Here is a 13,995-nt window from a genome sequence, read left to right as displayed (position 1 = left end):
GGCTAGGCACTTCCGCGTTTAACGCGCCGAACTCAACCGCTCACACGCGAAATGTCGAGGCTAGTAGGACTTCGGGAGACCGAGGCTGTGCTGGGCGACGTGGTTGAGGATCATCTCCCGGGAGACGGGAGCGATCTTGATCAGCCGGGCGAGGCCCCAGAGGTGGGCGACGCCGTACTCGGTGGCGAGGCCGTTGCCGCCGTGGGTCTGGATGGCCTGGTCGACGCACTTCATCGCGGCCTCGGCGGAGGCGAACTTCGCCATGTTTGCGGCCTCGCCGGCGTCGGCGCGGCTGTCGTAGAGGTCCGCGGCGCGGAAGGTCATCAGGCGCGCGAGCTCAAGGTTGATCTTCGACTCGGCCAGCGGGTGCGCGACGCCCTGGTGGGTGCCGATCGGAGTGCCCCACACCGAACGCTCGTTGGCGTACCGGACCGCCCGGTCGAGGACGTAGCGGCTGATGCCGTTGCACAGCGCGGCGCCGGTGATCCGCTCCGGGTTGAGCCCGTGGAAGATCTGCTTCAGACCGTCGCCGGGGTCGCCGACGACGCGGTTCGCCGGAACGCGGACGTCGTCGAAGCTCAGCAGGAACTGCTTCTCCGGCAGCACGAGCTCGGTCGGGATGTGCGACTTGCCGAGGCCGGGGGCGTCGGTGTCGACGATGAAGAGCGCGAGCTGGCCCTTCCCGGTGCGCTCGTCGGTGCCGATCTTCGCGACGACCAGCATCGCCTGCGACTCGTCGACGCCGGAGATGTAGATCTTCGAGCCGTGAAGCACCCAGTCGCCGTCGGGCTGCTTCGTCGCCCGCAGCGAGAGGTTGTGCGAGTTCGACCCGGCGTCAGGTTCCGTGATGGCGAAGCACATCCGGAAGTCCGGCTCGGTCCACCGCGGTAGCCATTCGGCGCGCTGCTCGGCCGTGCCGAACTCGGCGATGACCGGACCGCAGATCGCGGAGTGCACCACCATCAGCAGCAGGGGACCGCCGGCGGTCGCGATCTCCTCGCACACGACGGCGAGCTCGGACAGCCCGGCGCCACCGCCGCCGAACTCCTCAGGCAGGTTCACCGAGGTGAACCCGCCCTTGACAACCGCGGCCCACAGGTCCTGCGTGGGCTCGCCGGCGGCAGCCTTCTCGCGGAAGTAGCCCGGCCCGAACGGGGCCACCGCGGCGGCAACGCTCTTGCGCAGCAGCACCCGTTCCGGGCTCTCGTTGTCGATCGTGGAGGTCGCGACCATGGGACGAGACTAGTTGATCGCGCGGTCCTGGCCCGCCCAGAACGGAGCGCGCAAATCCTTCTTCAGCACCTTCATCGCGCCGGAGAGCGGAAGCGGCTCGGTGCGGAAGTCCACCGACCGCGGGACCTTGTAACCGCCGATCGACTTGCGGGCGTGCTCGATGACGTCCTCGGCGGTGAGGGTCGCGCCCTCCTTCAGCACACAGATGGCGTGAACGGCCTCGCCCCACGTCTCGTGCGGGATGCCGATGACGGCGACCTGGAGCACCTCCGGGTGCGAGGCGATCGCGTTCTCGACCTCCACCGAGTAGATGTTCTCGCCGCCGGAGATGATCATGTCCTTCGCCCGGTCGACGAGGAACAGGTAGCCGGCCTCGTCGAGATAGCCGACGTCGCCACTGGCGTACCAGCCGTCGCGGAAGGCCTTGGCGGTCTCCTCCGGGAGCTTGAGGTAGCCCTGCATGAAGTTGCCGCCGCGGGCGTAGACCTCGCCGGCCTCACCAGGCGGGAGATCGTTGCCCTCGGCGTCGACGACCTTGATCTCGATGCCCGGCAGCGCGCGACCGCAGGAGCCGAGGCGCGAGCCCTCGCGGTGGTCCTCGTCGTGGAAGAACGTGAGGACGGTGGCCGCCTCGGTCATGCCGTAGCCCTGGATGATCTGGGTGTCGGGCAGGAGCGCGAGGAGCTTCTGCAGCAGTGCCTTCGGCATGGGGGAGGCGCCGTAGATGAGGCGCTTCAGCGACGAGATCCGCTCCGGGGCGAACTCGGGGTGCGTCAGCACCATGCCGATCATCGTCGGCACGAGCACGGTGACGGTGCAGTTGTAGGTCTCGCACGCCGTCAGAAAGCCGGCGGGGTCGAACATCGGCTGGACGACGACGGGGACACCGAACATCGAGGCGCCCACGACGCCGAGCATCGTCGCGCCGTGGAACATGGGCGTCGAGATGATGTAGGTGTCGCCGCGCTCCCACGGGATGCTCATCGCGATGTGGTACTGGTTCAGCACCTCGGCGCGTTGGTCGAGCATGACGCCCTTCGGCTTGCCGGTGGTGCCGCCGGTGTACATGACGACGGCGAGGTCGTCCTCCTCCGGCACCTCGGGCCAGCGGTTGCCGGTGTCGGCGAGCAGCTCCTCGTACCTCATGTCCGCGGTGCCGTCGCCGCCGCCGATGAGCACGACGTGCTTCAGCCCGGCCGCCTCCCGGATCTTCTCGACGACCGGTGCGAAGTGCGAGTCGACGAAGCAGACGGTCGACTCCGCGTCCCGCAGGACGTAGGTCAGCTCGTCGGGGGAGAACCGCAGGTTCAGCGGGTTCACCACGAACGCCCCGAGGAAGCCCGCGTGCCAGAGCTCGAGGTACTCCATCGAGTTCATGCTCAGGACGGCGACGCGGTCCCGCGGCCCGACCCCGAGCTTGGTCGCGACCGCGTCGCACAGACGTGAGACGCGGTCGGCGTGCTCGCCGAAGGTGCGCTGCTCGCCGGTGACGGCGTTGACGAAGCCGACCTCGTCGGCTCGCTGACGCCAGGTCGGCAGCAGCGTGCGGGGAAAGACCAGTTCCTTCATGACGCCTCCTCAGCCATTTCCACCAGAACGGCACCGCGCTCGACCTGAGTTCCCTGCGCGACGTTGATCGAGCGGACGACTCCGTCCGCGGGGCTGGTGATGGTGTGCTCCATCTTCATGGCCTCCATCACCAGCAGAGGCGTCCCGGCGGCGACGGTGTCGCCCTCCGCGACGAGGACCCGGACGATGGCACCCGGCATGGGTGCGATCAGGCCGCCGGCCGGTCCGTTCGCGCCGGGCGCCGGCAGCGGGTCGACGAGCACGAACGAGGACGAGCCGTTGACGCTGTCCACGAGGACGCCGTCGCCGCCGGCCTTGCCGAGCAGTTGGACGCGGTAGCAGCGGCGCACGCCGCCGATGGTGAGGTCGATCTCGTCGGAACCGGTCGGGTGAAGCTCGATGCTCACGGGCTCGTCGTTGACCTCGACGGTCGGCGTCGTCGGATTCTGCAGGTGGTAGGCGACCTTGATCGGGTCGCCCTCGCCCTTGAGTTCGACGGACTCCAACGTGGCGCGGTTGTTGCGCCAGCCGATCGGCAGCCCGGCTTGGACGTCGCGGTCCGCGGCGCGCGCGGCGGCGATGGCGAGCGCGGCCGCCACGGCATTGTGCCGATGCGTCAGTTCGCTCGTGAGCGGCTCGGTCAGACCGGACACCCGCTGCAGGAAGTCGGTCGTGGTGTCCCCGGCGAGGTACTCCGGGCTGCGCAGGATGCGCACGAGCAGGTCACGGTTCGTCGTCAGGCCGTGCAGGCGTGCCCGGGTGAGCGCGTCCGCGAGGCGGTCCGCCGCGATCCGACGCGTCGGGCCGTGGGCGATGACCTTGGCGACCATCGAGTCGTAGTAGGGCGAGACGACGGAACCGGACTCGACACCGGTGTCGACGCGGATGCCCTCGCCCCCGACCTCGAAGACCTCGAAGGTGCCGGAGACCGGGAGATAGCCCGCCGCCGGGTCCTCGGCGCAGAGCCGGACCTCGATCGCGTGCCCGTCGATCGTCGGGTTCAGGGCCTCGGCCGGCAGCGCCTCGCCGCGGGCAACGGCGATCTGCAACGCGACGAGGTCCAGCCCGGTGATGCACTCGGTCACCGGGTGCTCGACCTGGAGACGGGTGTTCATCTCGAGGAACGCGAAGGTGCCGTCGTTGCCGGCGATGAACTCGACGGTGCCGGCGCCGCGGTAATCGACCGCCCGGGCGGCCTTGACCGCCGCGTCCATCAGCCGCGCCCGCCAGGCCTCGTCAACGACGGGGGAAGGAGCCTCCTCCACGACCTTCTGGTGACGCCGCTGGATCGAGCATTCCCGCTCGAACAGCGCGGCGACCTGGCCGTGGTCGTCGGCGACGATCTGGACCTCGATGTGCCGGGACGGCGCGAGATACCGCTCGATGAACACGGTGCCGTCGCCGAAGGCCGCCTTGGCCTCGCGCTGTGCGCTCTCGACCGCGCCGAGCAGTTCGTCGGCCGTGTTCACCACGCGCATGCCCCGGCCGCCACCGCCGGCGGAGGCCTTGACGATGGCCGGTAGGCCGATGTCCGCCAGCGCCGCCCGCAGGTCCTGGCCCTCGCCGTCGGTGACGGTCACGCCCTGGAGCGTCGGCACGCCGGAGGCGGCCATGATCTCCTTCGACGTGACCTTGTCGCCCATGCTGCGGATCGCGGCCGGCGGGGGACCGATGAAGGTCAGGCCGGCGGCCACGCACGCCTCGGCGAAGTCCGCGTTCTCGGAGAGGAAGCCGTAGCCGGGGTGGACCGCGTCGGCGCCGACCTGCTGCGCGGCCTCGATGATCAGATTGGCCATCAGGTAGGTGTCGGCCGCGGCCGTGCCCTCGAGCCGGACCGACTCGTCGGCCTCGCGGACGAACAGCGCGTCCGCGTCGGCGTCGGAGTGCACCACGGCCGTCCGGATGCCGAGCCCGCGGGCCGCGCGGATGACGCGGCGGGCGATCTCGCCCCGGTTGGCGATGAGGATCTTCTGCACGTACGACCCCTACATTCTGAAGACGCCGTAACCGCGGCGCCCTTCGACGACGTTGTTGTGGACGGCGGACAGGCAGATGCCGAGGACGGTCCGGGTGTCGGCCGGGTCGATGATCCCGTCGTCGTAGACCTTGCCGCTCATGTAGAAGGCGTGCGACTCCTTCTCGATCTGCGCCTCGATGACGGCGGTGCGCTCGCGGTCGCGATCCTCGTCGAACTCCTTGCCCGCGGCGGCCGCGGCCTCGCGGCCGACGATCGAGAGGACGCCGGCGAGTTGCTGCGGTCCCATCACGGCGGTACGCGAGTTCGGCCAGGCGAAGAGGAAGCGCGGGTCGTAGGCCCGGCCGCACATGCCGTAGTTCCCGGCGCCGTAGGAGGCGCCCATGATCACGGTGATGTGAGGGACGGCGCTGTTCGCGACGGCGTTGATCATCTTCGCGCCGTCCTTGATGATGCCGCCCTGCTCGAAGCTCTTGCCGACGATGTAGCCGGTCGTGTTCTGCAGGAAGATCAGGGGAGTGTCGACCTGGTTCGACTTCTGGATGAACTCGGTCGCCTTCTCCGCCTCCTCGCTGAAGATGACGCCGCGGGCGTTGGCGAGGATGCCGACCGGGTACCCGTGGAGGGTGCCCCAGCCGGTGATCAGGCTGGTGCCGTACTCGGGCTTGTACTCCTCGAATTCGGAGCCGTCGAGCAGTCGGGCGAGCACCTCCTGCGGGCTGAACGGCACGCGGAGGTCCGCGGAGGCGATGCCGAGCAGTTCGGCGGGGTCGTACAGCGGGTCGACGACGGGCTTGGGGCGAGGCCCGAGCTTGGTCCAGTTCCAGCTCTTGACGATCTGACGGCCCAACCGGATCGCGTCGCGCTCGTCGGTCGCGAGGTAGTCGGACAGACCGGAGACGGTCGAGTGCATCCGGGCGCCGCCGAGTTCCTCGTCCGTGGAGACCTCACCGGTCGCCATCTTGACCAGCGGCGGTCCGCCGAGGAACACCTTCGACTGCTGGTCGATCATCACGTTGTAGTCGCACATGCCGGGCACGTACGCCCCGCCGGCGGTCGAGTTGCCGAAGACGAGCGCCACCGTGGGGATGCCCATCGCGGACAGCTGCGTGAGGTCGCGGAAGAGCTGACCCGCCGGCACGAACAAGTCGGCCTGCGTGGGGAGGTCGGCACCGCCGGACTCGACGAGGTTGATGACGGGGAGCCGGTTGAGTCGCGCGATGTGTAGCGCGCGCAGCATCTTCTTCCACGTGTAGGGATTGGACGTGCCGCCCTTGACCGTGCCGTCGTTGGCGATCAGCAGGCACTCGACGCCGTGGACGACCCCGATCCCGGTGACCACGCTGGCGCCGACCTTGAAGTCGGTGCCCCACGCGGCGAGGGGGGAGAGTTCGAGGAACGCTGACCCGGGGTCGACGAGCAGGTCGATCCGCTCACGGCAGGTGAGGCGACCCCGCTCGCGGTGGCGGCGCATGTACGCCTCGCCGCCGCCGGCCCGGGCCTCGCTCAGCTGCTCCTCGAGCAGTTTGAGCATGCCGAGGTTGTGGGTGCGGTTGGTGAGGTACTCGTCGCCGGTGACGTCGAGCTCCGACCGGAGAGTGGGCACGAGCGGTCCTCCAGGGGGAAAGACGGAGTCCGACGTCGACGGCACCCGTCAGGAAACGACCCGGGTTGCGCGCGAACCGCGGCGCTTGATGAACGTCGGTTGACTGTCGCTAACGTTTATAGCGATTAACTCCCCTGGGCACAACTCTGTCAGGCCAAGGATTCGGCTCACGGAGTGATGTTCAGCCAGTTCGCCGCGTGCGTGCGGCGGACGTGGGCTTCGGGGCGGGGGCGCCGGCCGGCTCGGGGACGTCACTCGAAGGCGAACGGCTATTCACGCGACCGTTGTTGCTGGCGCGGGGAACGGGCAGGGACCCGGTGGGGGTTCCGATGAGGACGTGCATCGCCATCCGCGAGAGCGTCGGTCCGACCACCTCGCGCGGGAGGCGGTTGTGGAACTCCGTTGCGGACTGGATGAGCGCGATGGCGCCCTGGCACATGGTCCGGACGATCTCGACGTCGAGATCGTTGCGCAGCTCCTGGACGACGCGGACCCATTCCTCTGTGTAGAGGCGCTGCAGGTAACGCAGGCGGTGCCGGTCGGCGTCGGGCAGGCTGCGGAACTCGGTCCGCCAGGTCTGAATGGCGTCGGCCTGGTCGAAGACAAAGTCGACGTGGTTGTCGATGATCGCCTGCAGGGCGTCCAGCGGGTCGCCGATGGAGCGCACGACGTCGGTCACCTGCTCGAGGTGCACGGTGATCGCGTCGTCGAGGATCGCGACCAGCAGGGCTTCCTTGCTGGGATAGTGGCGGTAGAACGCCGGCCCCGTCAGGCCCAGCTCGCCGCTGATCTCGTTGATCCCCACGGCGTGGTAGCCGTCGCGAGCGAACAGTCGCGCCGACGCGGCGATAAGTTCGCGCTGGCGTGGTGTCCGGGAGCCGTTGCTCTGCGCTGCCATGTGGACTTCCTCTTCTCGCGTCGCCCGCCGCGCCCGAAGCGACTGCGTTCGACCCCATGATGTTTCACCGGAGACTCAATGCGCAGCGACGGCGCCGAGAGTGACTTCCTGCTAACAAGTTAGCAGGGAAATTGCGGCACGGAAGCTGTGCGCAGGTGCCATTCTCGCCATTTGGGGTCGAGTCCCCTCTGACCTGCCCATTCTTGGCTGCCTAGGGCCGATCGTTGCGTCCGCCGGATGGGCAAATCGGACAGTGACCCTTGACACTCATGTTATCCACCATTAGCGTCACACCGACTTGCCAGGACCCGCGTTCACGTCACCGCTTCTGGCATTGCGACCCCCCAGGCACGAAGCCCCCCTGATTTCCTCCGTGGGAAGGCAGAACCCCTCATGAGATCAACGACGCGACTACGGCGGTTCCTGTCCGCCGCAGCGATCGTCACAGCCGTCAGTCTGACGGCGACGGCCTGTGGCGGCGCCTCAGTGCCGGACACCGTGGCAGCCGGACAGGCGGGTCAGGACGCGCAGGGCGCGGTTCCTGAGCTCGCCGCGGACGGCTCCGTCGCGGTCCCCGGCGCCACCGGGGCCGACCCCAACGCCGCTGCGCCTGGTGCGGCCGCGGCGAACCCGAATGCCGCGGCCAACCCCGGCGCCGCGGCCGCCAACCCGAACGCCGCGACCAACCCGAACGCCGGCGGCGGTGCCGCCAACGCCAAGGGCGGCGCCAAGGCGAACGCCGGTGGCGGGTCCGCCTCCGGCGGGGCAACGGGCACCGCGGCGCTGGCCAACCTGCCGATCTTCGGCGGCAAGGCCGCGTGCAAGCCGGCGACCGGCACCCCGATCAACATCGGCAATGTCTCGACGCTCTCGGGCGTCCTCGGTGAGCTGTTCAGCCCGGTCGTCCCGGCGCTGCAGATCTTCGTGGCGTCGCAGAACGCCTGTGGTGGCCTCAATGGCCACCCGATCAAGCTGTTCATCGCCGACGACCAGGGCGACCCGGCCACCGCGGTCACCGAGGGTCGCAAGATGATCCAGAACAACAAGATCCTGGCCTTCCTCGGCAACATCCAGGTCCTCACCGTCGACGGCATCATCAAGGTCGTCAACGAGACCGGCATCCCGATCATCGGTGGCGACCTGACCAACAACACCTGGTTCACGCAGCCCCTGCTCTTCCCGCAGGGCTCGCCGCCGCAGTCGATCGCCTACGGCTACCTGAACAAGGCCAAGCAACTCGGCGCCAAGAAGGTCGGTAACAACTACTGCCTCGAGGTTCCGCAGGCCTGCACCCAGATCAACCGGGCGTTCGAGGAACTGGCACCGAAGTTCGGCGTCGAGGCCGCCTACCAGGTGCAGATCTCCATCACCTCGCCGGACTACACGCCGCAGTGCATCGCGGCGCGCAACGCCGGTGTCACCGTCATGGCGCAGACCAACGACGCTCCGACGCAGAACCGGTTCGCCAACAGCTGCGCCAAGGTCGGCTACAAGCCTCAGTGGCTGGGCTACCCGCTCGGTGTGGGTAACGAGGCTCAGTTCCTCGGGAACCCGAACCTCGGCGGCACCTACGTCCCGATGAACCACTTCCCGTGGATGGCGGGCAAGGGCCAGTTCCCGGGCAACGCGGCGATGCAGTACTACCAGCAGGCCGTCGCGAAGTTCCGCCCCGGCTACAACGCCGGTGGCGCGGCCAGCCTCGGCTGGCAGGCGGGCGCTCTGCTGGTCGCCGCGAGCACCAAGCTCACGGAGAACCCGACCACGGCGCAGTTCCTCGACGCGCTCTACGAGTTCAAGGGCCAGAAGTTCACCGAGCTCGGTGGCCTCTCCGGTCCGCTCACCTTCAACAAGGGCGGCACGCCGAAGGTTCCGTACTGCCTGTACGGCGCGACCTCGGACAAGGCCAACAAGGGCTGGGGCTCCGTGGACACCAAGCTCCAGTGCACCGACGTGATCGCCCCGAGCGACCCGCAGAGCAAGTGATTTGCCGCTGTGCCCGGCAGCAGGAACGCTGCCGGGCACAGCACCACTGGGCCCGCTGAAGGGTCACCCTCTGAACCTCCATCGCAGAACGGCTCGCGACGAGCAACCCGACCCGGAGTGGTAATGAACCTCATCAATGTCATGCAGAAGCAGTGGGATCGAACCGCGGCAGTCGTCCTGACGCTTGCCGGCGTCATCGCGCTCTTCGCGGGTTACATCGGGGTCGCCGACTCCGTGGTCCTGGCCGAACAGACCCGCTACATCGTGTCCGGCGGCATTGCCGGTCTGTTCATGCTCGGTCTCGGGGCCACCCTGTGGATCTCCGCGGACCTGCGGGACGAGTGGCGCAAGCTCGACCGCATCGAGCAGGCCCTCGGTGACGGCGTGCTCCGGTGGAGCGACGGCACGGACTCCTCCGCTGCCAACGTCGCCCAGCGGTCCCAGAGCCGCGCGGTCAACGGTTCGGCCGCCACGACGCAGCCTGCTCTCGCCAACGCGGTGTCCTCCCGTGAGCACGCGTAGCCGAACGCGGGGCCGCTCCTCGTCGACGTTGGCGCCGTGGACGCCCCAGATGGTCGGCCTCGCGTCCGCCGTGGTGGGCGTCGGGCTCGTCCTGTTCGTCGTGGGTTCCTCGCGTGTGAGTAGCGAGGTCGTGTACGACGACCAGGTCCCCGGCATCAGCCTCGCCGTCCTCGGCACGGTCCTCGCCAACGCAGCGGGGGTCGCCCTGCTGATCGCGGGCCGGCGCGCGGTGTCGATGCGACGGGTCGCCGTGCTGGGCCCTGTCCCCGAGTTGGTGCCCGTGGGGCGTGCGTCGCTCGACGTCACGCCGGCCACCGAGCCTGCGCTCGTCGGGGCGGACGACCTGCGTCACTACCACCGCGAGAGTTGCGCTCTCGCCGCCGACCGTGATTGGACCGCTCGCTCCCGCGCGGAGCACGAGCGGGCCGGTCGAACCCCCTGCGGAGTGTGCCTCCCATGAGAGAGTTCATCACCTTCCTCCCGTCCGGCATCAGCGCCGGATCGATCTACGCCCTGGTCGCGCTCGGGCTGGTCCTGACCTACAAGACCTCGGGCATCTTCAACTTTGCCCACGGCGGTATCGCGGCCGCTGCGGCGTACGTCTTCTACGACCTGCACATGAAGCAGGGCATGCACTGGGCCCCGGCCTTCGCCCTGTCCGTGCTCCTCGTCGGCGTGATCGGCGGTCTCCTCGTCGAACGACTGGCGTCGCTGCTCTCGACCGCGCCCACCGTGATGGTGGTGGTCGCCACCGTCGGACTCCTGGTGCTCCTGCAGTCTTTGTGCACGGCGGTCTACGGTTCGGCGAACATCTTCATGGAGCCCTATCTGCCCCGCGACACGTTGTTCACGATCGACACCTTCCAGGTGACCGTCGAGGACGTCGCGATCGTGATCTTCTCCCTCGGTGCGGCGGCTGCGCTCTGGTTCTTCTTCGAGAAGACCCGCCTCGGCAAGGCGACGACCGCGGTCGTCGACGACCCGAACCTGCTCAGCCTGCAGGCGATCAACCCGGCCACCGTGCGGCGCCTGAGCTGGATCGTCGGCTGCTGCTTCGCCTCGGTCTCGGGTGTCTTCCTCGCCCCGCGCCTCGGTGTGTCGGTCAACACGCTGATCCTCCTGGTCATCGCGGCCTACGGTGCCGCGGCGGTCGGGCGGTTCGAGAGCCTTCCGCTGACGGTCGTCGGCGCCATGGGTATCGGCATCCTGGTGGCCTACCTGCCGTCCCAGACCACCAAGTGGTCGGACGACCTGACCATCCAGCTCCTCCCGGCGAACCTGCCGTTCCTGGTGTTGTTCATCGTCTTCCTGATCGTGCCGGCGCGAAAACTGACGGAGCGTGGAGTTCGCAACGCGCGCCGCCTGAAGCCGATCCGCACGTACAGCCCGCCGGTCACGCGGGGTGGCTTCGGCGCCCTCCTCGCGGTCCTGGTCGCGATCCCGTTCGTGGTCCCGACGACGGACATCACGCAGTACGCCTCGATGCTGGGCTACTTCGTGGTCTTCGCCTCGCTCGGGATGCTCGTCTGGATGTCGGGCCAGATCTCGCTCTGCCAAATGGCCTTCGCAGCGATCGGTGCCGGCACCGCCGGGCACATGCTCGGTCGCGGGGTGCCGTGGACGCTCGCGGTGCTCATCGGTGCGCTCGTCGCCATCCCGGCCGGTGCGATCGTGGCCATCCCGGCCATCCGCCTCGCCGGCATCTACGTCGCGGTCGCGACGTTCGGCTTCGGCATCGTCATGCAGCAGGTGTTCTACGGGACGCCGTTCATGTTCGGTGACGTGCAGCAGATCGCGGTCCCGCGCCCGGTGATCCTCGGGATCGACTTCACTACCAGTCGGGGCTACTACTACCTCTGCCTCATAGTCGCGGTCCTGATGGGCGCGGCGGTCCTGCTGGTCCGCCGGAGCCGTCTGGGCAGCCTGCTCCGTGCGATGTCCGACTCGCCGGTGGCGCTCGACGCCCACGGCGCGAACACGAACCTCATGCGGGTCGTGGTGTTCTGCATGGCCTCGGCCATGGCGGCCGTCGGCGGCGTCCTGATCGCCGGCGTCCCGGGCAGCGCGAGTGGTGCCCTCACGGGTCCGTTCAACATCACGGTCTCGCTCGTCATGGTGGCGGTGCTCGGGTTCGCCGGTCGGCGTCCGATCGCCTCCCCGCTGATCGCGGCGATCCTGTTCCAGCTGATCAAGATCTACCCGCCGTTCAACACCGAGACCTTCATCAAGTACCAGGGCGTGATCTTCGGTGCGCTCGCGGTGCTGGTGGCGATCTGGCCCGCGCTCGACGTTCCCGGCCGGGTGGCGCGACTCGGACGCTTCGGCGCCGAGCGCGATGTCCGGAGCCCGAACCGTGAGCGCGTGGCGTCCACCCCGGTGCGGCCGGTGCAGCTCCGCACGTCCGTCGAGCGTCCGGACTCCCGGGAGCTGGTCGGCAGCGGGACCGGCGGAAGAGGAGGCGAGCAGTGAGCGTCGATCTCGACGTCCGCAACGTCACCGTGAAGTTCGGTGGCATCACCGCGGTCAACGACGCGACCGTGTACGCGAAGGGCGGCACCATCACCGGGCTGATCGGGCCCAACGGCGCCGGCAAGACGACCTTCTTCAACGCGTGCACCGGCCGCAACCGCCCGACCTCGGGCACCGTGCAGCTCGGGGATCACCGGCTGGACGGCCACCGCACGTCGAACCGGGCGCACCACGGCCTGGGTCGCACGTTCCAGCGGATGGAGCTGTTCGAGAGCCTCTCGGTGGCCGAGAACGTGCGGACCGGTCCGTCCGCGCACTTCTCGAGCTTCCGGCTCCTCGGTCAGATCTACGCCACCCGCAAGGAGGCGGCGGAGGTCAACCGGCGAGCGAACGAGGCGATGGAGCGCTGCGGCATCACGCACCTGGCCAACAAGACGGTCGGTGACCTGTCGACCGGTCATCGCCGGCTCGTCGAACTGGCCCGGGCCATCGCGACACCGTTCAAGTTCCTCCTGCTCGACGAGCCGTCGTCCGGTCTGGACGTCTCCGAGACGCACGTGTTCGGGAAGGTCCTGACGGACTTCGTGGCGGACACCGGCACCGGGATCCTCATCGTCGAGCACGACATGCCGCTCGTCGCCGAGATCTGCGAGCGGATCTACGTCCTCGACTTCGGAAAGATCATCTACGAGGGCACCACACAACAGGCCCTGCACAGCGAGCTCGTGCGCGCTGCTTACCTGGGGGAGGCCAGCGTTGCTTGAGCTACGGAACATCACGGCCGGCTACGACACCGGCACCGTCCTGCGCGACGTCAGCATCACCGTGCCGGACAACGCGGTCGTGGCCCTGCTCGGCCCGAACGGGGCCGGAAAGACCACGCTGCTGCGCGTCGCCTCAGGGCTGCTGAAGCCGCGGTCGGGACAGATCCTGATCGACGGCGAGGACGTGACGAATCTGAAGCCGCATCAGCTGGCCAAGCGTGGGGTGTGCCACGTGCCCGAGGGTCGCGGGATCTTCCCCTCGCTCACGGTCACGGACAACATCCGGCTGCAGGCCCCGCCCGGCAACTTCAAGGCGTCCCTGAAGAAGGCCACGTCGGTCTTCCCGCGTCTCGGTGAGCGGGCCAACCAGGTGGCGCGGACGATGAGTGGTGGCGAGCAGCAGATGCTCGCGCTCTCGTACGCCTACGTCGGCAACCCTCGCGTGGTGCTGCTGGACGAGGTGTCGATGGGCCTCGCACCCAAGATCGTGGAGGAGATCTTCGCCTACCTCCACGACCTGTCGAAGTCGAACATCTCGCAGCTGCTCGTCGAGCAGTACGTCGGTCAAGCCCTGCAGCTGGCCGACTACGTCTACATCCTCGACCGCGGCCGTATCAGTTTTGCCGGAGAGCCCGGCGAGATCTCGGAGGAAACGATCATGAACAGCTACCTCGGGTCGTTGGCGTCATGAGGGCGCCGCACTGGGCTCTCGCCCTCACCGCGGTCGCGACCGCCAGCACGGGGGCACTCATCACGTTACCCGTCGGGTCGGCCAGCGCTGACCCTTTGATTCCTGCGGACATGAACACGACGTACTCGCTGACCGCCCAGGGCGACGCGCAATATTATGAGGTCATCTCGGCCAGCGTGCCCGCTTCCCCCGAGGTCGAGGCGTCCTCGCTCGTTGCTCATGCCGAATTGGCTAACGGCCTTGGCGAAGCGTTCGCCAGTTCGCCCTACCTCGGGACTACGGGGC

Annotated in this window: 11 protein-coding genes; 6 read left to right on the top strand and 5 right to left on the bottom strand. The window is 68.5% G+C overall.

Annotation, left to right across the window (positions count from 1 at the left end; translation table 11 throughout):
* Positions 1-60 precede the first annotated feature (60 nt).
* The 5 genes from ABD401_RS18620 to ABD401_RS18600 all read right to left on the bottom strand — a co-directional run bounded on the left by ABD401_RS18620 (position 61) and on the right by ABD401_RS18600 (position 7,281).
* Positions 61-1,233 (bottom strand): acyl-CoA dehydrogenase family protein, encoded by a 1,173-nt coding sequence (locus ABD401_RS18620; protein ID WP_344607488.1) that lies wholly within the window; start codon positions 1,231-1,233, stop codon positions 61-63.
* A gap of 9 nt (positions 1,234-1,242) precedes the next feature.
* Positions 1,243-2,802 carry a long-chain-fatty-acid--CoA ligase gene (locus ABD401_RS18615; protein ID WP_344607486.1) on the bottom strand — a complete coding sequence of 520 codons (1,560 nt, stop codon included), beginning with the start codon at positions 2,800-2,802 and terminating at the stop codon, positions 1,243-1,245.
* Entirely contained in the window at positions 2,799-4,778 is a 1,980-nt protein-coding gene (locus ABD401_RS18610) for an ATP-binding protein (protein ID WP_344607484.1), read from the bottom strand. The genes ABD401_RS18615 and ABD401_RS18610 overlap by 4 nt, the downstream gene beginning before the upstream one ends.
* Before the next feature lie 9 nt (positions 4,779-4,787).
* Complete coding sequence (locus ABD401_RS18605) at positions 4,788-6,383, bottom strand: acyl-CoA carboxylase subunit beta (protein WP_344607482.1); 1,596 nt, start codon at positions 6,381-6,383, stop codon at positions 4,788-4,790.
* Positions 6,384-6,564: 181 nt separating this feature from the next.
* Positions 6,565-7,281 carry a TetR/AcrR family transcriptional regulator gene (locus tag ABD401_RS18600; RefSeq protein WP_344607480.1) on the bottom strand — a complete coding sequence of 239 codons (717 nt, stop codon included), beginning with the start codon at positions 7,279-7,281 and terminating at the stop codon, positions 6,565-6,567.
* Positions 7,282-7,779: 498 nt separating this feature from the next.
* Between ABD401_RS18600 and ABD401_RS18595 the strand changes: the two genes are divergently transcribed.
* From ABD401_RS18595 to ABD401_RS18570, 6 genes are all read left to right on the top strand, one after another.
* Positions 7,780-9,264, top strand: coding sequence for an ABC transporter substrate-binding protein (locus tag ABD401_RS18595; protein ID WP_344607478.1), 1,485 nt, complete (start codon positions 7,780-7,782; stop codon positions 9,262-9,264).
* 123 nt (positions 9,265-9,387) lie between these two features.
* The gene (locus tag ABD401_RS18590) at positions 9,388-9,786 is read left to right on the top strand and encodes a hypothetical protein (protein ID WP_344607476.1); all 399 of its coding nucleotides are present in this window, start codon (positions 9,388-9,390) and stop codon (positions 9,784-9,786) included.
* Complete coding sequence (locus ABD401_RS18585) at positions 9,773-10,246, top strand: hypothetical protein (protein ID WP_344607474.1); 474 nt, start codon at positions 9,773-9,775, stop codon at positions 10,244-10,246. Before ABD401_RS18590 ends, ABD401_RS18585 begins: the two co-directional genes overlap by 14 nt.
* Positions 10,243-12,255, top strand: a complete 2,013-nt coding sequence (locus ABD401_RS18580; RefSeq protein WP_344607472.1) for an ABC transporter permease — start codon at positions 10,243-10,245, stop codon at positions 12,253-12,255. Before ABD401_RS18585 ends, ABD401_RS18580 begins: the two co-directional genes overlap by 4 nt.
* On the top strand, positions 12,252-13,019 hold the full coding sequence (locus tag ABD401_RS18575; RefSeq protein WP_344607470.1) for an ABC transporter ATP-binding protein: 768 nt from the start codon (positions 12,252-12,254) through the stop codon (positions 13,017-13,019). Before ABD401_RS18580 ends, ABD401_RS18575 begins: the two co-directional genes overlap by 4 nt.
* Positions 13,012-13,710 (top strand): ABC transporter ATP-binding protein, encoded by a 699-nt coding sequence (locus ABD401_RS18570; protein WP_344607468.1) that lies wholly within the window; start codon positions 13,012-13,014, stop codon positions 13,708-13,710. The genes ABD401_RS18575 and ABD401_RS18570 overlap by 8 nt, the downstream gene beginning before the upstream one ends.
* The last annotated feature ends 285 nt before the right edge of the window (positions 13,711-13,995 follow it).

Source organism: Sporichthya brevicatena (genome assembly GCF_039525035.1).
In the GTDB taxonomy this organism is placed as follows: domain Bacteria; phylum Actinomycetota; class Actinomycetes; order Sporichthyales; family Sporichthyaceae; genus Sporichthya; species Sporichthya brevicatena.
The sequence above is the reverse complement of the archived record's forward strand: the minus strand, read 5'-3'. Positions and strand labels throughout refer to the sequence as shown.

Excerpts from the sequence above, each read along its gene's own strand:
- ABD401_RS18580 (WP_344607472.1), top strand. The coding sequence starts at position 10,243 with ATGAGAGAGTTCATCACCTTCCTCCCGTCCGGCATCAGCGCCGGATCG.
- ABD401_RS18620 (WP_344607488.1), bottom strand. The coding sequence starts at position 1,233 with ATGGTCGCGACCTCCACGATCGACAACGAGAGCCCGGAACGGGTGCTG.
- ABD401_RS18600 (WP_344607480.1), bottom strand. The coding sequence starts at position 7,281 with ATGGCAGCGCAGAGCAACGGCTCCCGGACACCACGCCAGCGCGAACTT.
- ABD401_RS18615 (WP_344607486.1), bottom strand. The coding sequence starts at position 2,802 with ATGAAGGAACTGGTCTTTCCCCGCACGCTGCTGCCGACCTGGCGTCAG.
- ABD401_RS18590 (WP_344607476.1), top strand. The coding sequence starts at position 9,388 with ATGAACCTCATCAATGTCATGCAGAAGCAGTGGGATCGAACCGCGGCA.